This window comes from Pseudomonas sp. A-1 (genome assembly GCF_004801855.1).
GTDB lineage: Bacteria > Pseudomonadota > Gammaproteobacteria > Pseudomonadales > Pseudomonadaceae > Geopseudomonas.
Window position 1 is genome coordinate 1 of the sequence record NZ_SSTC01000012.1, and the last position, 23,096, is coordinate 23,096.

General features: G+C 63.8%; 14 protein-coding genes and 1 pseudogene. 10 read left to right on the forward strand and 5 right to left on the reverse strand.

What is annotated here, in order from left to right; all coding sequences use genetic code 11:
- The 10 genes and pseudogenes from E5198_RS03930 to E5198_RS03975 all read left to right on the forward strand — a co-directional run.
- Positions 1 to 257, forward strand: a pseudogene (locus E5198_RS03930) (hypothetical protein); the annotation flags it as partial.
- Entirely contained in the window at positions 254 to 1,918 is a 1,665-nt protein-coding gene (locus E5198_RS03935) for a BatD family protein (protein ID WP_136488716.1), read from the forward strand. The pseudogene E5198_RS03930 and the gene E5198_RS03935, both read left to right, overlap by 4 nt.
- A 67-nt stretch (positions 1,919 to 1,985) precedes the next feature.
- Positions 1,986 to 2,402 (forward strand): SAM-dependent methyltransferase, encoded by a 417-nt coding sequence (locus E5198_RS03940; protein WP_136488717.1) that lies wholly within the window; start codon positions 1,986 to 1,988, stop codon positions 2,400 to 2,402.
- A complete protein-coding gene (locus E5198_RS03945) occupies positions 2,399 to 3,706 on the forward strand; it encodes a KGGVGR-motif variant AAA ATPase (protein WP_136488718.1) in 1,308 nt (435 codons plus the stop codon). The genes E5198_RS03940 and E5198_RS03945 overlap by 4 nt, the downstream gene beginning before the upstream one ends.
- Positions 3,703 to 5,142 (forward strand): hypothetical protein, encoded by a 1,440-nt coding sequence (locus E5198_RS03950; protein WP_136488719.1) that lies wholly within the window; start codon positions 3,703 to 3,705, stop codon positions 5,140 to 5,142. The genes E5198_RS03945 and E5198_RS03950 overlap by 4 nt, the downstream gene beginning before the upstream one ends.
- A gap of 193 nt (positions 5,143 to 5,335) precedes the next feature.
- Complete coding sequence (locus E5198_RS03955; RefSeq protein ID WP_136488720.1) at positions 5,336 to 6,670, forward strand: cytosine permease; 1,335 nt, start codon at positions 5,336 to 5,338, stop codon at positions 6,668 to 6,670.
- 110 nt (positions 6,671 to 6,780) lie between these two features.
- On the forward strand, positions 6,781 to 7,971 hold the full coding sequence (locus E5198_RS03960; RefSeq protein WP_136488721.1) for a hypothetical protein: 1,191 nt from the start codon (positions 6,781 to 6,783) through the stop codon (positions 7,969 to 7,971).
- A gap of 362 nt (positions 7,972 to 8,333) precedes the next feature.
- Positions 8,334 to 10,079, forward strand: a complete 1,746-nt coding sequence (locus E5198_RS03965; RefSeq protein ID WP_136488722.1) for a hydantoinase B/oxoprolinase family protein — start codon at positions 8,334 to 8,336, stop codon at positions 10,077 to 10,079.
- 21 nt (positions 10,080 to 10,100) lie between these two features.
- On the forward strand, positions 10,101 to 12,185 hold the full coding sequence (locus E5198_RS03970; RefSeq protein WP_136488723.1) for a hydantoinase/oxoprolinase family protein: 2,085 nt from the start codon (positions 10,101 to 10,103) through the stop codon (positions 12,183 to 12,185).
- Positions 12,186 to 12,289: 104 nt separating this feature from the next.
- The gene (locus tag E5198_RS03975; RefSeq protein WP_136488724.1) at positions 12,290 to 13,255 is read left to right on the forward strand and encodes a helix-turn-helix domain-containing protein; all 966 of its coding nucleotides are present in this window, start codon (positions 12,290 to 12,292) and stop codon (positions 13,253 to 13,255) included.
- A 287-nt stretch (positions 13,256 to 13,542) separates the two neighbouring features.
- Here the strand turns inward: E5198_RS03975 and E5198_RS03980 are convergent, their stop codons facing one another.
- The 5 genes from E5198_RS03980 to glaH all read right to left on the reverse strand — a co-directional run bounded on the left by E5198_RS03980 (position 13,543) and on the right by glaH (position 23,039).
- Positions 13,543 to 18,120: an AAA family ATPase gene (locus tag E5198_RS03980; RefSeq protein ID WP_136488725.1), complete on the reverse strand. Its 4,578-nt coding sequence runs from the start codon at positions 18,118 to 18,120 to the stop codon at positions 13,543 to 13,545.
- Positions 18,121 to 18,701: 581 nt separating this feature from the next.
- Positions 18,702 to 19,145 (reverse strand): GNAT family N-acetyltransferase, encoded by a 444-nt coding sequence (locus E5198_RS03985; RefSeq protein WP_218569038.1) that lies wholly within the window; start codon positions 19,143 to 19,145, stop codon positions 18,702 to 18,704.
- Between the two features lie 205 nt (positions 19,146 to 19,350).
- On the reverse strand, positions 19,351 to 20,709 hold the full coding sequence (locus E5198_RS03990; RefSeq protein ID WP_136488726.1) for an aspartate aminotransferase family protein: 1,359 nt from the start codon (positions 20,707 to 20,709) through the stop codon (positions 19,351 to 19,353).
- A gap of 39 nt (positions 20,710 to 20,748) precedes the next feature.
- Positions 20,749 to 21,978: an L-2-hydroxyglutarate oxidase gene (gene lhgO, locus E5198_RS03995; protein WP_136488727.1), complete on the reverse strand. Its 1,230-nt coding sequence runs from the start codon at positions 21,976 to 21,978 to the stop codon at positions 20,749 to 20,751.
- An 86-nt stretch (positions 21,979 to 22,064) separates the two neighbouring features.
- Complete coding sequence (gene glaH, locus E5198_RS04000) at positions 22,065 to 23,039, reverse strand: glutarate dioxygenase GlaH (RefSeq protein ID WP_136488728.1); 975 nt, start codon at positions 23,037 to 23,039, stop codon at positions 22,065 to 22,067.
- Positions 23,040 to 23,096: the final 57 nt, after the last annotated feature.

The window sequence follows — 23,096 nt, forward strand, 5'->3', positions numbered from 1 at the left end:
CAACCGCCGCCGAGGCCGGCCCGGCCGCCAGCGCCGTGCCCAGTGCCGGCGCCTTCGGCAGCGGCAGCGCTGGCGAGGAGCTGCTCGAGCCCGTCGGCGCCACGCCCGCCGCCGTCGGCGAACCCGTCCTCCCCATTCAGGGCGAGCAGCGCCAGGCCCTCGAGCAGTGGCTGCGGCAGATCCCCGACGACCCGGCCGAACTGCTGCGGCGCAAGTTCTGGTACGAACAGCAGCGCCACCAGGAAAAACCGCGATGACCTTTCCGACGCCCCGCGCCCTGCGCGCCCTGATCCTGCTCGCCACGCTGGCCCTGCTGTCGCTCGCCCGCGGCGCCCTGGCCGCCGAGCTGCGCGCGCAGGTCGATCGCCACGAGCTGACGGTCGGCGAGATCGTCGAGCTGACCCTGCAGAGCGACGACCCGACCCTGTTCGGCCGCCCCGACCTGAGCGTCCTGCAGGCGCAGTTCGAGGTGCTCGACACCCGCCTGCTGACCCGGCCGGCCGAGAACGGCACGCCGGGCGACCTCGACAGCCTGCTGGTGATCGGCCTGCAGCCGAAGCTGGCCGGCCGCCTGCGCATCCCGCCGCTGCAGATCGGCGAGGCGTTCTCCCCCGCCATCGAGCTGGAGGTGCACGAGGCCGCCCCGCGCGCCGGCAGCGAAGCCCTGGCGCCGGTGTTCGTCGATGCCCACCTGGACGAGGACAGCGTCTATGTGCAGGCCCAGGCCATCCTCACCCTGCGCGTCTACCACTCGCTGGCGCTGTACGACGACAGCCGCCTGAGCCCGCTGGAGCTGGCCGATGCGCGGGTCGAACCGCTGGGCGCCACGCGCACCTACGAGACCCTGCTCGACGGCGTGCGCCACGGGGTGATCGAGACCCGCTACGCGCTGTTCCCCCAGCACAGCGGCGAACTGCGCATCCCCGCCCTGCTGTTCAGCGCCACCGCCCTCGCCCCGGGCGAGGCCGGCGCGCAGCCGTTCGGCCCGCGCAGCGGGCGGCCGATCCAGGTGCGCTCGCCGGAGCTGACCCTGCAGGTCAAGCCCAAGCCGGCCGACTATCCGGCCGGCACGCCCTGGCTGCCGGCGCGGGTGCTGACCGTCAGCGAGCACTGGAGTCCCGAGGAGCAGCGGGTGCAGGTCGGCGACTCGCTGACCCGCAACCTGCTGGTGCGCGCCGAAGGCCTGGCCAGCGCCCAGCTGCCGGTGCTGGACATGCCGGTGCAGGAGCACTGGCTGCGCCGCTACCCGGAGCAGCCGCGCCTGCACAACCGCGTCGGCGAGCACGGCCTGACCGGCAGCCGCGAGGAAAGCAGCGCGCTGGTACCGACCACCCCCGGGCGCATCGAGCTGCCGGCGCTGGAGGTGGTGTGGTGGAACACCGTCGAGGATCGTCTGATGCGCAGCCGCCTGCCCGGCCGCACCCTGGTGGTGGAGGACAACCCGAACCTGGTCGATACCCCGCCGGTGGTGCCCGGCGAGCTGGCGAGCCGCGAGGCGCGCCTATGGCCCTGGCAGCTGGCCACCGCCATCTTCGCCCTCACCACCGCGCTCGGCTTCGGCCTGTGGTGGCGGGCGCGGCGCCTGCCAGCGGTGATCCGCGCCGCCGCCAGCGGCCCCAGTCCGCGCACCCTGCAGGACGACCTGCGGCGCGCCTGCCAGAGCAACGACCCCCACGCCACCCGCCAGGCGCTGGACGCCTGGGCGCGCCAGCAGCCGGAGACCCTCGCCGACATGGCCGCGCGCTACGTGCCGCTCTCCGACGCCCTCGACGGCCTCAACGGCGCGCTGTACAGCGCCAGCGGCCACTCCTGGCAGGGCGAGGCGCTGTGGCAGGCCGTCGGCAGCCTGCCGCCGGCCAGCAACGGCAACGCCGGCCCGCCGCCAGCCGGCTCGCTGCCGCCGCTGTATCCGCGCTGAGCACTCGAGGGCTCGCATGCCATAATCGGCTGCGCCCGAGCGTACCGTCCCCTATCAAGGAGCCTTCATGCAGGCCGACTTTCTCGATGCCCATGAACGTCACTGGCAGGATGCCGAACTGCTGCTGACCAATCAGCGACTGGCGAATGCCGATCATCTGTATGGTATGAGCGCCGAGTGCGGCCTGAAGAGACTGATGCTCGCGTTTGGCATGACATATGACTTTCAGAAGAATCTCCCTTCTGACAGAAAGGATCAGCAGCATGTCGACAAGCTCTGGATGCGCTATGACGATTATCGGACAGGCCATCACCAAGGTATGGGTTATGGCCTGCCGCCTGCCAACCCCTTTTCCAACTGGCACGCATCTCAACGCTATTCCAGCCAGGCAGATTTCAGTACGCCACGTGTGACCGATCACCGGACCGGCGCCGAGCTTGTCTGCAACCTGATTCGCAAGGCCAGACGTGAGGGGCTGCTATGACCACTTTCGACCAGATTCTGACCACCACCCATGCGGTTCTACAGCAGAACGCCCCCGACTTGCAGACTGTGGGAGTGCTGCTGATCAACCGTGACTTGAATGGCCGAGTACGGCTGATCGCACAGGAGACGGTCCGTAGCGATCCTCGGGCCATACAGGTACTGGAGAACATCTGCGCGCAACTGGCTGAACGGCTCGGGCCACATGCCTGGCCGGTGGAGCGTGCAATTCTGTTCGAAGATGATCTGCAGCAAGCCCGCAGCGACGCCCCGAGCTTCTCCCTGCGCGATTTCCCGCAGGTGCATGTCGTTGACCGCCTGGCTACCGAAGGCGACTGGGCACGCATATCCGCCGAATCCACTGGTGCCCCTCGCATCGTTTTCTTCTCCATCAAGGGAGGAGTAGGCCGCTCGACCGCACTGGCCGCGACAGCCTGGTCACTGGCACAAGCCGGCAAGCGGGTACTGGTGCTTGACCTGGACCTGGAGTCGCCAGGCCTGTCCTCGGCCCTGCTGCCGGAGGACTACCGACCGGCCTTCGGCATCACCGACTGGCTGGTCGAGGATCTGGTCGGCAATGGCGCATCCGTCCTCGGAGAAATGCTCAGCATCAGCCCATTGAGCCATGATGGCGAAATTCTGGTCGTGCCCGCACACGGCAGCGATCCCGGGGAATACATCAACAAGCTCGGACGGGTATGGATGCCCAAGGTGCACGCCGATGGCACCCGTGAAGGCTGGTCGGCGCGTCTGTCGCGTCTGATCGGCGCGTTGGAGCACAGCCAGCGCCCCGACGTGATCCTGCTCGACTCGCGCGCCGGGATCGACGAAGTGGCCTCCAGTTGCGTGACCGACCTGGGAGCTGGCCTGGTATTGCTGTTTGCAATCGACGGCGAGCAGACCTGGACAGGTTATCGCATCCTGTTCGAACACTGGCGGCAATACGCTGTTGCCCCGCTCATTCGTGAGCGCCTGAAGGTGGTCGGTGCCATGCTGCCTGACGACGAACGTCGTATCGAATACTTCGATGGTCTGCTTGAGCGCAGCCATGAGCTGTTTATCGAAGCACTCTACGATGAAATCCCCGCGGGGGAGATCGGCGATGAGAGCTGGACATTCGATGTCGACGACATCACCGGCCAGCACTATCCCCTGCCGATCGGCTGGAATCGGGGCTTTTTTGCCCTGCAATCACTCCATCAGCGGATGGGCAGTCTGGATCAGCGGCAAGTCGATCATGTCTTTGCCGAGCTCATCCAGTACATTTCCGCATTCGTTCAGCAAAAGACCCGGACAGACGCATGACCCTGGCCCAAGCCCTCCGAGAGGCAATGCTGGAAGCTCAGCTGGAAACCAGTAACTACGGGGAAACCCCGGCAGCCAGCAACCTGTACATCCCTCCGGCACACATCAAGGCACTCAATCTGGAGTCGACGCTGGTGGTCGGGGGTCGGGGAGTCGGCAAGTCCTTCTGGACTGCCGTGCTGGGTAATGCCGGACTGCGCAGTCTGATCGGCAGCAGCGTTCGCCGGCTGGATCAGGCGGAGGTCTGCATCGGTTTTTCGCTCAACGAAAATATCGACCGACATCCGAACCGCGACAGTTTTTCCCAGCTACTGACGGCTGGCCATGCTCCCTATGACATCTGGCGGGCCGTCATTCTGCACTGGCTTGCCGAGCAGCTCGGCCACTCGCTACCGGTCTCTCGGTGGCCTGCACGGGTCGAATGGCTGAAGCAGCACCCGGAAGACGTTTCCCGACTGATGGTGCAGGCCAACCAGAAATTCGCTGGTGAAAACCGCTATGCCCTGTTTGTGTTCGATGCACTGGACCGCACCAGTAACGACTGGCGCATCATGGACGAAATCGTGCGCGGCCTGCTGGAGGCCGCTCTCTGGCTGAAGTCCTTTTCGCATCTGCATGCCAAGGTATTCCTGCGGGAAGATCAGATGGAGCGCAACGTCACCAACTTCGCGGACGCCTCCAAACTGCTGGCCAGCCGGGCTACCCTGAACTGGGAGCGTCACGACCTGCATGGCCTGCTCTGGCAGCGCCTGATCAATGCACCGGAGAGCGCGGGTGAACGGCTGCGTACCCTTTTCCAGACTGTCGCGGGCTGCCAGCCGAGCCAACGTGAAGGCGTCTGGCAACTGCCCGATGAAGCACGCCGGGAAACACCGCTGCAACGCACCCTCTTCGAGAAACTGGCCGGCCCATGGATGGGACGCGATCCTCGTCGAGGCGTGCCCTATATCTGGTCCGTCAGTCATCTGGCCGATGGCCGTGGTCAGACCTCGCCACGCTCGTTCCTGGCCGCCATCCGGCAGGCGGTAGAGGATTCGGTTCAGCGCTATTCGGCCGAGGAATTGCCAATCCACCACGAAAGCATCAAGCGTGGAATTCGTAAGGCATCGGACAATCGGGTCGAAGAGCTTGCCGAAGAGTTCCCGTGGATCAGGACCTTCCTCGGATGCCTGAAAGGTCTCACGGTGCCCTGCAACTACGAGCTGATTCTGGAGCGCTGGCAAGATGCCTTCCCGACCGGACCGGCCTCTGCCTCTCTTGATGACCGCCTCCCTCCGCAGCATGCCGAGCGCGGCTGGGACGGCATCTGCGAAGACCTGCAGCGTCTCGGTCTGCTCGAGCGCAAGAAGGACGGCCGGATCGACATGCCCGACCTGTACCGCGTTGGCTTCGGACTTGGTCGCCGGGGCGGGGTCAAGCCGAGCAGCAAGCAATAAAGACGCTTGCTGCAGCCTAGCACCAATCATTCGCGCAGAAGCTCACACGCGCCATGCTCCTAGCGCGGCAGGCGCCGCGCAGCCCCTGTGCACCCGTCGGCAAAAACCCGGGCCCGCTGCGGCAAGCCCGGCGGCGGCGTTTTTTCTACTGTCATGACCTCTCGTTTCTTCCAACAACAACAAGAGATCTGTCATGGCCGGAAAACCTGCAAACCAGCATTCGGGTACCGATAGCGCGGTACCGCTCGATCAACGTCTCAGCCGCGGCTCGCTGACCATGGCCTGGTGGGGCATCTGCAGCGCGATGTTCTACCTGGTGGTCGGCGCCGCCCTGGCGATGGGCTTCGGCACGCGCAACGCGATCATCGGCCTGCTGCTGTCGGTGGTCTGCTACGGGGCGATCAACGCGGTGATCAGCCGCTACGCCATCGCCAGCGGACTGTCGGTGGCGCAGTTCTCGCGCCATCTGTTCGGCCGCGCCGGCGCGGCGCTGGCGACCCTGCTGTTCAGCGCCACCGCCATCTACTACGCCGCCTTCGAGGGTTCGGTGATGGCCGTGGCGCTCCACCACTACGCCGGCGCGGTGAGCCTCGAGCAGGCCTACCTGATCGTGGTGGTGTACAGCGTGCTGCTGATCTTCGGCCACGCCATGCGCTGGCTGGACAAGCTCAACGGCGTGCTGCTGCCGCTGTACCTGCTCGGCCTGGTCGCGGCGCTGCTGGTGGCGGTCGACCAGTACGGCTACTCCGCCGCCTGGCTGGATCTCGCGCCGGAAGGCGGCGCGCCCGCGTACGGTTGGTGGAACTGCTTCATCTACTTCATGGGCGTCTGGGTGCTGATGATGTACACCTGGGACTACGCCCGCTTCGGCCGCGCCGAGGACAGCGACTACCACGCCCGCTTCAACTTCGGCATGCCGTTCTACGCCGTGGCCTTCCTGCTCAACGGCCTGGCCGGGATCTTCCTCGCCGCCACCATCCCCACCGAGGGCGGCGTCAGCGAGGTGTCGGTGGTGCTGTCGATCGTCCAGCTGATGGGCCTCTGGGGCCTGCTGTTCGTGTGGGTCACCCAGACGCGCATCAACACCGGCAACTTCTTCCTCGGCGCCACCAACCTGCAGGCGCTGGGGGCCAGCCTGGGCCTCGGCCGCGTGCCCTACGTGGTGTGGGCGGCGCTCACCGGCCTCACGGTGTACCTGCTGATGCGCTTCGACGTGTTCAGCTACATCCTCCAGGCGCTGGCCTGGCAGAGCATCTTCATCGTCGCCTGGGTGGCCATCGCCCTGGCGCACATCTTCGCCGCCCGCGGCGCCGCGCCGGCCGACGACACCAGCCTGCCGGCCTTCGACGCCCGCGGCCTGCTGGCCTGGTTCGCCGCCGCCGCGGCCGGCATCGTCCTGCTCAAGGCCGGCGATGCGACCCTGGCGACCTTCTCGGCGCCGGTCACCTTCGTCGTCGCCTTCGCCGGCTACCGCCTGCTGGCCAGCGGCCGCCGCCGCGCCTGGTCGGCCGGCACCGACAGCCTCTGAGCCTGGAGCAGGCGCCCGCCTGCCCATCTTCCTCATCACGGAACGCGCCGCCTCCCGGCGGTGCGCTTCCGGTGTGCCCGCAAAACAACGACAACACTCGGAGACACCCGATGCGTCACCCGCTCACCCGCCGCACTTCCCTGCTGCTGTGGCCGCTGCTGGCCGCGCCGCTGCTGACCGCCTTCGCCCTGCCGGCCGCCGCCGTGCAGGTCACCGACAACCTCGACCTCGGCGGCGCGATCCGCGGCCGCCTGGACTACGACCCGGACCGCGACATCTCCGAGTTCGGCTTCGACACCGCCTTTCTCACCGCCACCTACACCTCGGACAGCTGGATCGGCGCGGCCAAGTACCGCTTCTACGGCAAGCACCGCCCGTTCGACTACACCGACAAGATCGGCGACATCTCCTTCGCCGAGTACGCCTGGCTGGGCTACCGGTTCGACGCCGAACGCCAGGTGCAGGCCGGCCTGATGCCGATCCCGTTCGGCCTGCAGCCCTACTTCGGCAGCACCTTCTTCGAGTCGCTGGGCAACGTGATCGGCCTGGAGGACACCCAGGACATCGGCATCAAGTACACCCAGAAGAACGCCGACTGGGACCTGCAGGCCGCCTGGTTCGCCATGCCCGCCGAACAGGGCAAGGGCACCAGCCGCGGCGGTCGCACCTACGGCACCAGCGTGGCGACGGCCGACGCCTACGTGGTCGACGGCAGCGACAACCACGAGGAGAACATCGTCGTCGCCCGCCTGGCGCGCAACCTGCAGCTCGGCGACTGGGCCTCGGAAGTGGGCGTGTCGGCGCTGGCCTCGACCCTGGAGAACCAGGACACCGGCAAGGACGGCGACCGCCGCGCCTTCGCCGTGCACTACCTCGGCCAGAACGGCCCGTGGGGCGTGCAGCTGCTCGCCGCGCGCCAGTCGATGAGCCCGGAGAACCCCGGCAGCGACCGCCTGGTGTCCTTCGGCAGCTTCGACGGCACCTTCAACGTCGCCGCCAAGGGCAACCTGTACGTCGCCGACCTCAGCTACGCCCTGCCCGGCCAGTACGGCTGGTTCTCCGGGGTGAAGTTCTATGCCAACTACAGCCACTTCACCAAGGACGCCAGCGGCTTCGAGGACTCGCAGCGCTTCATCGCCGGCAGCTCGTTCACCTTCGGCCCGCTGTGGATCGCCCTGGAATGGCTGCACGGCAAGCACGACCCGTACATCGGCGGCGGCAGCTACACCCAGAGCCTCGGCGCCGGCGGCAGCGACCGCTGGGAGAACCAGGTGTACAGCAACGTCGGCTACTACTTCTGACCTCTTCCGCATTCCCAACCAAGGCAATCGCATGAACGGTGTAGGAGCGAATTCATTCGCGACCAGGTCGCGAATGAATTCGCTCCTACAGGGAGGGCTACAGGGCATTTAGCCCACGCATGTTGGCCTTTTCAGCTTCGTGCGATTGCTCTGGTATCCCCCTTCGCCCCCTTTCAGGCCAGCCTCGCGCTGGCCTTTTTTTCGTCCGCGCCAGCGGCAAGCCACGCACGGCCGAGTGCACGCAGACGCAACAAAGGGTGCGCCCCGCGACAAGCCCGCCCGCCGCGCGCCGCGTAGCTTGTAAGCCAGGGCGGAGCCTTGCGGGGCCGCCTCTCCGACAACAACAAGATGTGTGGTGAACCATGAGTACAGTAGATCCGATCACCCTCGCGGTCGTGCGCGGGGCGCTGGAAACGGCCCAGCGCGAGATGACCCTGACCCTGGAGAAGACCGGCCGCTCCAGCGTGTTCAACCTGGCCCACGACTACTCCAACGCCCTGTTCGACCACTTCCCGGAAATGATCCTGCAAGGCCAGGACATCCCGATCCACCTGGGCTCGCTGATCCCGGCGATGAAGTGCGTGGCCGAGTTCTTCGACGGCGACATCGCCGAAGGCGACGTGATCTATCACAACGACCCGGCCTACAAGGGCAGCCACATCCTCGACTGCTGCATGTACAAGCCGGTGTTCTACCAGGGCGAACTGGTGTTCTGGACGGTGTGCAAGGGCCACCTCACCGACATCGGCGGCCCGGTGCCGGCCGGCTACAACCCGGACGCCAAGGAGATCTACGCCGAGGGCCTGCGCATCCCGCCGGTCAAGCTGTGGGCCGGCGGCAAGCGCCGCGAGGACGTGTTCAACCTGCTGCTCACCAACATGCGCGCCCGCCCCTACCAGGAGGGCGACCTCAACGCCCAGTACGGCGCCTGCTGCGTCGGCGAGCGCCACCTGCTGGAGCTGGTCGAGAAGTACGGCGTCGCCCAGGTGCGCGCCTGCATCGCCGAGCTGAAGAACATGGCCGACCGCCACATGCGCGCCCTGCTGCGCGACGTGCCGGACGGCCACTACAGCGGCACCGCGATCCTCGAGGACTCCGGCCACGGCCTCGGCGAGCTGGCGATCACCGCCCACGTCGAGATCCGCGGCGACGAGGCCCACGTGCGCATCGAAAGCCCGCCGCAGGTGCCCTACTTCATCAACTCCTACGAGGGCAACTCGGTGTCCGGCGTCTACCTGGGCCTGATGATGTTCGCCCAGGTGCCGCCGCCCTACAACGAGGGCCTGTACCGCTGCGTCAGCGTCGATCTCGGCCCCAAGGGCACCCTGTGCAACGCCGAGGAACCGGCGCCGCACGTCAACTGCACTACCACGCCGATGGAAACCCTGGCCGACGCCGTGCGCCAGGCGCTGGAGCAGGCCGCCCCCGAGCGCGTCACCGCCTCCTGGGGCCACGCCAGCGGCATCAACATCGCCGGCCACGACCCGCGCCGCGAGGGCGACGAATACGTGACCATGGTGCTCGCCTCGATCATCTCCGGCGCCGGCGCCAACAAGGTGATGGACGGCTGGCACGCCTGCGGCCCGCTGTGCTGCTTCGGCGCGCTGATGAGCGGCGACATCGAGCTGCTCGAGTACTCCTACCCGATCGTCATCCACCGCTACAGCCTGATGAGCGACAGCGGCGGCGCCGGCGAATTCCGCGGCGGCTCCGGCACCCGCCTGGAGATCGAACCGCTGGAGCACGAGATGACCGTGGTCGGCTTCGGCGAGGGCCGCCAGCTGGCCACCGCCGGCGCGGCCGGTGCGCGCAACGCACTGATCGAGCCCAAGCTCGGCCGCCTTATCCACCGCCGTGCCGACGGCGAGGAAACCCACTACATCCAGAACCCAGTGCTGACCGTGCGCCCCGGCGAGCGGGTGATCAACGTCAACCCCGGTGGCGGTGGCTACGGCGACCCGCTGCGCCGCCCGGTCGCCGCGGTCCTCGACGACCTGCGCAACGGCCTGGTCTCCGCCGAGGGCGCCCGCCTCGAGTACGGGGTGATCGTCGACGCCGACGGCCATCTCGACGAAGCCGCCACCCGCGCCGCCCGCGCCCCCCACTGAGCACTGCTGAGGAACATCGACATGCGTAACCAATATCGTCTGGGCATCGACGCCGGCGGCACCTTCACCGACTTCATCCTCGCCGACCGCGACGGCGGCGTGCAGCTGTTCAAGGCGCCGTCCACCCCGCAGGACGGCACCCTGGCCATCCGCGCCGGTCTCGCGCAGATCGCCGACGCCGTCGGCCGCTCGCCGGCCGAGATCATTGCCGACTGCGACCTGTGCATCAACGGCACCACCGTGGCGCTCAACGCGCTGATCGAGCGCACCGGGGTCAAGGTCGGCCTGCTGTGCACCGAGGGCCACGAGGACAGCCTGGAGATCCGCCTCGGCCACAAGGAGGAAGGCCACCGCTACGACGCCCACTACCCGCCGGCGCACATGCTGGTGCCGCGCCACCTGCGCCGCCCGGTGGGCGGGCGCATCCTCAGCGACGGCCGCGAGTACAGCCCGCTGGACGAGGCCGCGGTGCGCGAGGCCATCGACTACTTCCGCGCCGAGGGCGTCGAGGCGGTGGCGATCTCCTTCGTCTGGTCGGTGCGCAACCCGGCCCACGAGCTGCGCGCCGCCGAAATGGTGCGCGCCGCCCTGCCCGGGGTGTTCGTCTGCACCGGCGTCGAGGTGTTCCCGCAGATCCGCGAGTACACCCGCACCTCCACCACCGTGGTCAACGCCTACCTGAGCCCGGTGATGGCGCGCTACGTCGAACGCATCGACGCGCTGTTCGAGGAACTCGGCGCCCAGCAGCCGGTGCGCTACTTCCAGTCCAACGGCGGTCTGGCGCCGGGCGGCATGATGCGCGAGCGCGCGGTCAACGCGATCAACTCGGGCCCGGCCTCGGCGCCGCAGGCCGGCCTGTCGGTGGCCAAACCGTTCGACATCGACAACGTGATCACCGTCGACATGGGCGGCACCTCGTTCGACATCACCCTGACCAACGCCGGGCGCACCAACTTCAGCAAGGACGTCGACTTCCTGCGCCAGCGCATCGGCGTGCCGATGATTCAGGTGGAGACCCTCGGCGCCGGCGGCGGCTCGATCGCCCACCTCGACGAGTTCGGCATGCTCCAGGTCGGCCCGCGCAGCGCCGGCGCCAAGCCCGGCCCGGTGTGCTACGGCAAGGGCGGCACCGAGCCGACCGTGACCGACGCCAACCTGGTGCTCGGCTACCTGCCCGACGGCGCCCTGCTCGGCGGCAGCATCCGCCTCAACCGCCAGGCGGCGCTGGACGCCATCCGCAGCAAGATCGCCGACCCACTGGGCATCAGCATCGAGCGCGCGGCCTACGGCATCACCACCCTGGTCAACCTGAACATGGTCAACGGCATCCGCCGGGTGTCCATCGAGCGCGGCCACGACCCGCGCGACTTCGCCCTGATCGGCGCCGGCGGCGCGGCCGGCATGCACGTGGTGCGCCTGGCCGAGGAGATCGGCATCCACACCGTGCTGATCCCCAAGGTCGCCTCCGGGCTGTGCGCCTTCGGCCAGATCCTCTCCGACATGCGCTACGACCAGCTGACCACCCTGCCGATGCGCCTGGACGCCGGCCACGTCGACCTCGCGCAGCTCAACCAGGCGCTGGCCGAGCTGCGCGACAAGGGCCTGGACAACCTGCGCGAGGACGGCTTCGGCGCCGACACCATCGAGTGCCACTACACCCTGGAGATGCGCTACCTCGGGCAGATCCACGAGTGCAGCGTGGAACTGGCCAGCAGTCGGCTCGACGAGCAGGGCCTGGCCGCGCTGTGCGAGTCCTTCCACCAGCGTCACCAGGCGCTGTACTCCTACAGCGAGCCGGGCAGCCCGGTGGAGCTGGTCAACCTCGAGTGCTCGGTGATCGGCCGCCTGCCGCGCCCGCCGCTGCCGGAGCTGCCGGTGCCGGCCGAGGTCGGCGAGGCCGCCCCGTCCAGCCTGCGCAAGATGCTGTTCAGCGCCGACGGCGACTGGCAGGCCACCCCGGTGTACGACGGCAACCAGCTGCAGGCCGGGCAGACCGTGCAGGGCCCGTGCGTGATCGAGGAAAGCACCACCAACATCGTCATCCCGCCGGGCTGGCAGGCGACCCTGACGCCGACCGCCACCTACCGGGTGACGCCACGGACTTGACCACCCGGTCACCCAGGCCAATGATGGCGAAATAACGGCGCGGCAGGGATTTCCACTTCCCTGCCGCGCTGTCCTCAGAACAACGATAATCGTGAGGACCGGCCATGGCTCAACAGCTCTCCACCCGGTACTGGCCGCAACAGGAACGCCAGCTCCGCTGGGCAGAAGCTATCGGCACCACCTACTTCCCCCTCAGCCTGGAGTTCGCCCCCGGAGCGACCTTCCAGGGCAGCCTGCACGTCTGGGACACGCCCAGCACGCCGCTCACCCTCTCCCGCCTGCGCTCCAGCCAGCTCGCCTACTCGCGCAGCAAGGCCCAGGTCAGCCAGGACCCGGAGGCCTGCTACCTGGTCACCGTGCCGCGGCAGACCGAAGTCCTCTTCGAGCAGGACGGCCGCGCCCTGCGCTGCCAGCCGGGCGGCTTCATCGTCGAGCGCGGCGATGCGCCCTACCGCTTCCACTACGCCGCCGACAACGACCTCTGGGTGTTCAAGCTGCCCGAGCGCGCCCTGCACGGCCAGCTGCGCGGCGCCGAGCGCTACACCCGCTTCTGCTTCGACGCCCGCCGCGGCCTGGGGCGGATCTTCGTCGAACAGCTCGGCCTGTGCGCGGCGCGCTTCGACGAGTGCGACGCAGCCGCCCGCCACCTGCTGCTGGAGCAGGCGCTGGCCACCCTGCTGATGGCCCTGCGCCAGGACGAGCGGGTGCTCAACAGCGAGACCTCGACCCTCGCCGCCGTGCACCTGCAGCGCGTCGAGCAGTACATCGAGCGCCACCTGGCCAACCCCGAACTGAACCCGGCGCAGATCGCCGAGGCCTGCGGCCTGTCGCTGCGCTATCTGCACAAGCTGTTCGCCGCCACCCCCTACACCCTCGGCGAATGGGTCCGCCTGCAGCGCCTGGAGGCCGTGCACCGCCAGCTGCGCGACCCGCACTGCCACCTGTCGATCGGCGAACTGGCCTTCCGCTGGGGCTTCAACGACCAGGCCCAGTTCACCCGCGCCTTCCGCCAGCAGTACGGCTGTACTGCGCGGGAGGTGCGCGGGGGGTTGCAGAGGCGGCCGGAGTGAGGGCGAAAGTCAATGGGAAACCGCGGCCAGGGAGGGCGCGGTTTTTCATGTGAAAAGACGGAGTTCTTGACCAGCCTGCTGCATGTGTCTGAAGACAGATTTCGCCTGGGATGACCAGTGATTTTCCAGTGACTACAGGCAGCTAAGAAAACTCTGAAAAAGTCCCGATTTCGTGAAATTGCCGGTCTGCAGCCCCCGGGGTTGCTGGGGCTAATTTTCCGAAAACAGACTTTTTCAGACCATCCTTAGCTGTCAAGCTACGGGGTAGCTACTGGTTCCGGGGCAAATCATGGGCGCTCGGCAGCCTTCAGCCAATCTGTTACACCATTGACCCCCAGCGAAAGTAGCGTGTCTTGTATCTCTACCACAATATTTAACATCACCCCTCCGTCGGACTCTTCCCGTTCTTCTGCTTCAGCAAAGAGTCGCGTCATCAATTGGGTGAGGCTGTCTTTGTGATCATAGAGATATGGCTTGCAACTATTGACGTAGGCTAGATAGATTTTGGCTGCTGCCAGTGCTTGCTCTGGATCACTTTGAGCAATCGCATTCAGCCATTCATGAAAACCGAAAAGCCGATGGTGTTTGCTTTCACTATCGCCGTCGTTTTCGAAAATATAAAAACAGCTTCGAACAACCTCTACTGGCACAGAAATCGGGGGCATCTGATCTCCAAAAATACGCTCAATTTTTCGAGCAACAGCCAATGCATGTGTGCCGCCTGCATTCAATCCAGCCTCCAGCCCCGCAAAGCATTCCTCTCGATACTGTTGAATATTTTCAGTGTGCGTCCAGACAGTTGCTGCCCCCAACCAAGCCTCTGTGCTATCAAGAACGTTCAAATCCTCTATAAATTCAGCAAGTTCAATGTGTCGTGTCAGACTGCATAAGGCCGAAATACGCCCCCAAACCTCCAAGTCTTTGCCTCTACCTTCAAGGCGAAGACGCGCAAGCAAAGGTCTCACTACCACGAAGTGATTATGATAAGCGTAATACAAACAGGGTTCGGCGATTTGCCAAAGCCCCTCTGCGTCATGCATGGCAACATGAAACAGGTTCCAACCCAGCTCAAAATTCTTGCTTTGCAAATAAGGTAGCCGTCGAAGGACTACAGCGCGAATCGCAGGATTTTTATCTCCTGCATAACGACGCAATGTGGGCTCTAGTAGCTCAGGAAGTGTGCCTCCGATTTTTTGGACATCACTAGCCAGAATCATCAAGGCTTCAGCCACGTCTCCTTTGGCCATATTGATCCCCAACGAGATCAAACTAACGTTATCACCCGTGATCGGGTTAGCTTCTTCGAGTCGCTCAAAGCCTATGGTCAAAAATACCAGTCGTTCGGCATCCCTCAGGGTTTTGACAACATTGGCGCAGGCTTCCAATGCCTTAGCTGCTGGACGTCGGAGCTGCCAGTGCTGCGAATGCCTTTCCAGCTCATCGATAATATTGCTAGCCAAGGCAGAGGCCTCTGGCTCTTCGATCGGCACCCAATTTTCGTTCGCTTGCAGGCTGCCATAGCGACAAGCCAAGTATGTAGCGACACCATCCATAATGTCATCGCGAAAACTTGCTGGAATATCCGCCCAGAAATTTGACAAGAATCCCAAGAATCGAGCGGGATGCCGTGAGGAAGCCTCTCGAAGTTGCCAACCAACCTCGCGTTCGCCGCCGACCAGAAAATCAACCCCCCCCCTATCTACATGACCACTGTAGTGTGCCAGCAGGCGCAACAGCACGTTATTACTGGCATCTAGGAATACCTCGAATGAGAATGGAGCTCTGACTACGCCGCCCCACGAGAGAATTTTCGGTTGGCGATCAATCACTCCGGCCTTTTTCTCATAATCATCAATTACCGCCTGCGCTTCTGGTGAACGCAGGTAGCAAGGGATTGCACTGATCAACTCGGCACGCTCTTTCAGCACCCAACAATGCTCGATATCTTTAGATAAATACTTATCCCATATGCCTAATATGGTCGCAATCACAGCATCTTGTGTCGCCTCGCCGAGAAGCTTGAATGCCGACTTAATTAACTCACCAAGCTCGTAATTCAACTCAAACTCAAGCATATTCTGATCACACAACATGTGACCTATCAGGTCAATATTGGCTTCAGGCGTCACAATACAAGCCTGTACCGCGAAGTAGAGCAAGGCGCCCTCGTGGTTGAAGCACAGGCGCTCTCGGTTGTCTTGCCACCAGCTTGAATGCGTTTTTGCATGATGGACAATTGATGATTCCACCGCGTCAAGTAGAGCAACCATGTTATCTACGTGATGCATGTCTTGCCGACTATGCGTCTTCTGGTACGATGTCTCGCTCAAAAAACCATGTCGATAGCCTATACGCGTTTCTCCGTAACGCGACTTGCGTACATCGCTCCATTGCTCAATCGACGTCACGACCAGATCAAGAAATTTAGTGGATTGCTCCATACGTTGTCGGACGCAGCCGCCCTGGCGGTCGCCAAACTCATGGGCTTGGCAATGCAATTTATTATCGAACCGGTATTCCAGAAGATCTTTTTCGTCAACCCCGCCTACCATATAACGCCAAAGCAGGTCATCTCCTACAACCCCGGCTTCTACGCAGCGAGCAATTGAACGCCCCAAGAAGCCATGATCGGCATATGGCATATCCAGAAGCCGCTGTAGCAGCGGAACAACCAGTGCCAAATTTTCCATTGTGATTTCAGACAAATAAAACGGAAGCTGCCCAGCGATTCGATTGCTATCTACCCAGTCCAGAGAAAGTACCTCATACCAGAATGAAAAGACCAACTGCGCATCTTCATTCTTCCATCGCGCGATGTGATAGGCATGCGCGGCGTAACCTTCGGCATCCCGCTCTGCCTTCAAAACTGGTACTAGATATTTAAGCCAAAAACGATGCCACTCAATCGCCCTGGCCGTGGTATAGATCACCTGAAAAACATCGCGGTGCTTTTCTCGCAATTCCCGCATTAAGGGCCAGTCATCGTCGACAGGTACCTGTTCTGAAAACGACTCGGCAACCAAGCGTCGGATATGGAAGGCTGCGTTACCTGTCAACACCGCCCGCGTTTGCTTTCTGAACTCACGTCGCTCCCCCAAAGCCAACTGTGCAACGAAGCTACGAATGCTGGGGCGGACAAACGGAACTGGGGGCAAACTCTGTATGAATTGATTCAGCGTAATTCCGCTACGCAAGGCTCCACTGATGACTAAAACGTCAAGCAGGGTCTGATGACCGAAGGTCAGCTTGCCATCCTGAGTTTCTTGCAAAACGTTAAGGCTACACAGAGAGCGCAGAATCTCCTGCGAGGAAGAAAAGCGCTGATAAGGTACGACTAAACTACGTGACTCGAGCATTTCTGCAGCGATGGCTTCAATTGCTTGTATTGCAGGATCACCAAGCGAGGCATTGCCCCGTACAATCACATCGAGATAACGCTGCGCCAAAGCTTGGCTGGTTACGACGTTGAAACCGCCCTCTCGTTGTGCCAACTCGACAAACAATGCTAGTTCCCGATGGTTTCGAATTAGCTCTCGTGTAACAGCATCAATCTCGACGGACGCAATCCCCAACCCCTCAATTAAAGGCGCAATTTTTCCATCCCAATCCAAAGGCGGGCATTTGAATTCGCAATCCCATTGCCTTTCCGCGATTCGGCGGTCGTACTGCCTGTCAAAGTCGCGACAAGCGGTAATTACGCTCACATTTTCAATCAATAGGAGACGGTCTATTTGAGCCAGAAAATAGGTGAGCACGCGATGGTCTCGGGCGATAGAAAGCACATCCAGAGAGTCGATTATCACAACCACCTGCGCGCTTTCCGCCATACGAGCTGCTTGGTTTACCCACTGTTCAGACAGCCCAAAAGCTTGTCGATCCTGCGAAGTTGCCAGATCAGCAAACTCGCGTGATTGGATGAAGAGAGGCACGATATCTGAGCGGTGTTGTGCGTGTCGCTCCAAGGTCTCCTGTACCTCAAGCATCACACAGGTTTTTCCCGAACCAGGTAAACCAGTAAGCAATATGGCGCGTTTTCCAGCGTCGATGGCGGCCAGCAGTTCGCTCACCACCGGGTTGTGCATCCGCTGACCTGCCACATCACGCCGCCATGATCTCCCGATGGCTGAGATACTGGAAAATGATGCGCGAACCTCCGCAATATTCACGGGAGGAGCCAGCAGCGCTCCAGCCTTGTGAAGAATGGCTTCGAGAGATTTTTTGGTGAATCGATGCTGGGCGTTTGCGGATGAACCATCACCGCTCATGCGCGCCCCCAATTGATCTAGATGAACCCAGAGTGCGTTGAATGCAGAATCTGGATTACTGACCATGCTACGCAGACGTTCTAGTAGCTGGCTTTGCATGCGATCCAGAGCGCTGCTGGTTTCAAACTCTGTACGGCGAAGGAATTCGTAGGTTGAAAGACCTGGGGCGGCAGAGGAGAGTAATCTTGATAGGGCAGCATTTGTTTTCTGATTTGCGATGCTCAAACTAGCTTCATAGGCGTTCGCATCATGCTGAGTTGCGCTGTGTTCTTTTAACTTCCCCACCCCTCCAAAGTTATTGCGCGAATAGAAATAAACTTCCGAGTATTTATTCTGTTTAAGCAGCCTAGCGGCTTTGTCTAGTTCACTCGCAAGATCAGTTATCGACCACGCTTCGAAATCGATTTGATTTTTTTTGCACTGGCAAGCGATCAGCGTGCCATCGGATTTACCAATGACCACATCGTCGACTAGATAAGTTATCGAATCAACTTCAAGCCATTGATAGTTTTCGTCGGATAGAACTGTCAATGCCCAATCAAATGCCACCAATGTTTGGTAGCCGTCGCCGCGGTTCGAGCGTATGCCAGCAATACTCATATCGATCCCCGTTGATAGGTATCCATTACCCTAACTCACAGAACACTCAGTTTATTACGGACTACCATGAACCGCCTCAGAATTTTTAGTCACACTGTCATCTGAGTGGCGGGTAAGTGGCGAATTGGCAGCCTGATTCAATACCCCAGACAAAAGGCAGCTCAGACTGTGGTGCTTCCGTTCGCACACCTAGGTCTTGTACGAAAAGTCGGTTTGCCTTGAGCGGAAAGGTAAAAACAGCCCAGAAAAGGCATCCAGCCCCAAAATCGATCATTTATTGATCACTTTTGAGGTCCTTCAAATCCGGCTCAGGACTTTTCGTACAGAGCCTAACAGCAGGTTTTAGGGAGCAGCAGCCTTTCAGATGGCCGCTATCCGGAAATGACGAATTTCCGCTTCTGGCCGATTTCTGTCTGTCTCGACTGGCCGCTCTGGGGCGTCGTCACCATGACCGGCATTGCTCGGACTGCAGGCAACCGGCCGACCAAGCCACTACTACCATTCTTGCGTCCTACAGAAAAGGGCCGGCTCACGCCGGCCCTCCTCTCACCCACTGCGCCATATCATCCTGCGAGCACGAACTACCCACCCAGCCTCTTGACGAAGTGATGGCAGCCAATCTGGTAGTGATGGCGCATGTACAGCCGATGGGCCGCCGCCCGCTCGCGGCCGACGCCGGAGTCCAGGTGCACGGCGCTGCAGCCCAGGTGCGCCGCCTCGGCCTCGGCCCACGCCATCAGGCGGTCGCCGAAACCGCGCCCGCGCCATTCGGGCAGGGTGGCGATGTCGACGATGTACAGCGACTGGCCCAGCCACAGCGAGTGCTGGATGCGGTAGCCGAGCACGGCGGCGGCCGCGGGCGAGTCGTCGCCAAAGATGCCGGCCAGCTGGTAGCCGTTGGGGCGCAGCTGCTGGTCGATCACCCGCGCCATCTCCTCCGGCGCGTAGTGCGGCCAGAGTTCGCGCAAGGCGTCGACCGCGCTGGCGGTGTTTTCTGCCGTGATCGGCACGACCGGGATGTTCAAGGGGACCTCCTTTTCGGGTTGCGTTCCGTGGTTCAGGCAGGCCTGCCGCTCTGCTGCGTCGGCTGACGCGAAAAGGCCGGCTTACGCCGGCCCGGGCGCCAGATCCGTAGGGGCGAATTCATTCGCCTTGGCGGGGTATCCGGGCGAATGAATTCGCCCCTACAGGAGTGGGCCGGGCGCAGAGGCCGCGCCGGCCCTTCTCAGCTCACTTCGCCCACTGCGCCGTATCCTCCAGCGCGCGCTCGAAGCGTTCGAGCAGCAGGCCCATCTCCTGCTCGTCGATGATCAGCGGCGGGCAGAAGGCGATGGCGTCGCCCATGGCGCGGGTGATCAGGCCGTGCTGCTGGGCGCGGCCGGCCAGGTAGCGGCCGAGGGTGCCGGTGGCCTGGTACGGCGCCTTGCTGTCCTTGTCGCCGACCAGTTCGACCGCGGCGATCAGGCCGCAGCCGCGCACCTCGCCGACCAGCGGGTGGTCGGTGAAGCGGCGCAGCGCGGCGTGCATGCGCTCGCCCATGGCCGCGGCGTGGGCGACCAGGTTGTCCTCCTCGATGATCTTCAGGTTCTCCAGCGCCACCGCGGTGGCCACCGGGTGGCCGCTGGCGGTGAAGCCGTGGCCGAGGGTGCCGAGCTCGCCGCTCTGCGCCTCGATCGGCTGGTACACCGCGTCGTTGATCAGCACCGCGGCGATCGGCTGGTAGGACGAGGACAGCTGCTTGGACACCACCATGATGTCCGGGCGGATGCCGAAGGTCTGGCTGCCGAACAGGTTGCCGGTACGGCCGAAGCCGCAGATCACCTCGTCGGCGATCACCAGGATGTCGTACTTGCGGCACACCTGCTGGACCTTGGTCCAGTAGGTGTGCGGCGGCACGATGACGCCGCCGGCGCCCATCAGCGGCTCGCCGATGAAGGCGGCGACGGTTTCCGGGCCCTCGGCGAGGATGCGCTGCTCCAGCTCGGCGGCCAGGCGGTCGGCGAACTGCTCCTCGCTCTCGCCCGGCAGCGCGTAGCGGTAGTGATGCGGGCAGCCGACGTGCAGGAAGCCCGGCAGCGGCAGGCCGAAGCCGCGGTGGTTGGCCGGCAGGCCGGTGAGGCTGGCGCTGGCCACGGTGATGCCGTGGTAGGCGTTGGTGCGGGCGATGAACTTCTTCTTCTCCGGCTTGCCGAGGGCGTGGTTGCGGTACCACACCAGCTTGACCACGGTGTCGTTGGCCTCGGAGCCGGAGTTGGTGAAGAACACCTTGCTCATCGGCACCGGCGCCATCTGGATCAGCTTCTCGGCCAGCTCGATGCTCGGCCGGTGCGCCTTGTGGCTGAACAGGTGGTAGAACGGCAGGGTCTCGAGCTGCTGCTGCGCGGCGCGGATCAGGCGCTGGTTGCTGAAGCCCAGCGCGGCGCTCCACAGCCCCGACATGCCTTCGATGTAGTCCTTGCCCTGTTCGTCGTAGACGTACACGCCTTCGCCGCGCTCGATGATCAGCGGGCCCTGCTCCTGGTGCAGGCGGGCGTTGGTGTAGGGGTGCAGCTGGTAGTGGATGTCCTTCTCTTGCAGCGATTGGCTCATGACGCACGCTCCATGGGGGTTGGGCAAGGCATTTGGGGCTCAGGCGGTCTGGCGCTGCCTGTTGAACCCGGGCAGGTCGGCGAGCTGGGCGTCGATCTGCTCGATGATGTAGGCACCGATCGGGATGGCCGAGGTGGCCGCCGGCGACGGCGCGTTGCACACGTTGACGCTGCGCCGGGTGTTGCGGAACAGGAAGTCCTCGATCAGCTTGCCCTCGCGGGACACCGCCTGGGCGCGCACGCCCGCCGGGTAGGGCTTGAGGTCCTTGAGCTCGATGCTCGGGCAGTACTTGCGCACTTCCTGCAGGTAGCCGCGCTTGAACAGCGAGTTGCGCATCTCCACCAAGCCGGGGCGCAGGTTGTTCTTCAGCACCCTGAGGATGCCCGGGTCGGTGAGCATGGCGAAGGTGTCGGACAGCGAGATGTCGCGCTTGCGGTAGCCCTCGCGCTTGAGCGCCAGCACCGCGTTGGGGCCGACGGTGACGGTGCCGTCGATCATCCGCGTCAGGTGCACGCCGAGGAACGGCATGGACGGGTCGGGGATCGGGTAGATCAGGTGGTTGACGATGCGGTTGTGCTCGGCCGGCAGCAGGTAGTACTCGCCGCGAAACGGGCAGATGCTGAAGCCCGGGTCGAGGCCGAGCATGCGCACCACGCGGTCGGCCATCAGCCCCGAGCAGGAGACCATGAAGCGGCTGCAGAATTCGCCGGCGCTGGTCTTCACCACCATCTCGGTGGGGCGCTCGTCGAGGCCGATCACCTCGGTGCCGTAGCGGATCTCGCCGCCGCGCATCTGGAACTCGCGGGCCATGGCCGCGGTGACTTCGGCGTAGCTGACGATGCCGCTGGAGGGCACGAAGATGCCGCCGATGCCGGTGATGTTCGGCTCGCGCTCGCGCAGCTGTTCGGCGCTCAGCCACTCGCGCTCCAGGCCGTTGGCGGCGGTGCGCTCCCACAGCGCCTTCATGCGCTGCATCTCCAGCTCGTTGGTGGCGACCAGCAGCTTGCCGCACTCGTCGAAGCGGATGCCGTTCTCGGTGCAGAACTCCTTGGTCGCGCGGTTGCCGGCCAGGCAGAACTTGGCCTTGAGGCTGCCGGGGGTGTAGTAGACGCCGGCGTGGATCACGCCGCTGTTGTGGCCGGTCTGGTGGCGGGCCGGAGCGGATTCCTTCTCCAGCAGCAGCATCCGGCAGTCCGGGTAGGCGCGGAGCAGTTGCATGGCGGTGGACATGCCGATGATGCCGCCGCCGATGATGATGAAGTCGTACACCTTGTCTGCCCTTCTTCTGGAATGGTGGTTATGGGGCACGCGGGGACGACGCACGCAAGCCGTCCCCGCGAATGGCGAGCAGAACCTTACTGGCGCGGCTGGCGCAAGACCTTCTTGTGGGTGAAGTAGCCGCGCTGGCGCATCAGCTCGCGGCGCAGGCCGGGATGGGCGATGAAGCGGTCGCGGCCGTGCAGCCAGCAGTGGTTGTTGATCAGCAGGAAGCTGCCCACCGGCACGCGCACCGACAGCTTGGCCGGGCTGTTCTCGATCGAGTCGCCGAGATCGGCCAGCCAGTTGCCTTCCTCGAAGTTCTTCGGCTGCACGAACTGGTCGATGTAGCTGATGATCGGCCGGCCGGCGACGTCGGTGTCGAACACCGCGTGCCAGATGTCCTTGGTGACGTTCTTGCTCGGCGGCGCGCTCCAGCGCATCTCGCGGCGGGCCAGCGGGTGGGTGTAGAAGTGCTCCAGCCCTTCCCAGTCGTCCAGGTGCAGCAGCAGCGAGTTGCCGCCTTCCATGTTCTGCTCGTCGATCTTCAGCATCAGCACGTAGTCGGTGTCCTGCTCGACGAAGGTGCCGTCGGTGTGCAGCTCCATCACCCGGTGGGCCTGGCGCAGGTAGCTGTCGGAGTTGTCCTCGTTCTTCACCACGAAGCGCGCGTAGTACTGGCCGCTCATGGCGTCGTAGTTGGAGCGGCCGAACAGGTGGGCCACCGCGGTGGTGAACTTGACCATGTCCTCGGCCTGCGCCACCGAGTCCAGCCCCTCGGGGGTGATCAGCAGGGCGCCGCTGTCGCGGTCGGCCAGGCTGTCGATCAGCAGCGGCTGCAGGGTGTGGGCGCACAGCTCGTCGAGCAGGCGCGCGCAGCGGAAGCGCAGGAACGACTTGTACTCCAGCGCCTGCACCGGGTAGTCGGCGGTGGCGGCGAGGAAGGCCTCGACGGTGCTGCGCGGGAAGGTCAGCTGCAGCAGGCGCGGCGAGATCGCGGACGGCGCCAGGGTGAAGCCCTGCGGCTCGACGGGCTGGGCGACGGAAGGCTTGAGTTGGACAACGCTGGACATGGCGGGCGCTCCTGGACAGGACGACAATGGATTGAGACGTTCTTGTTTACTGTCGGC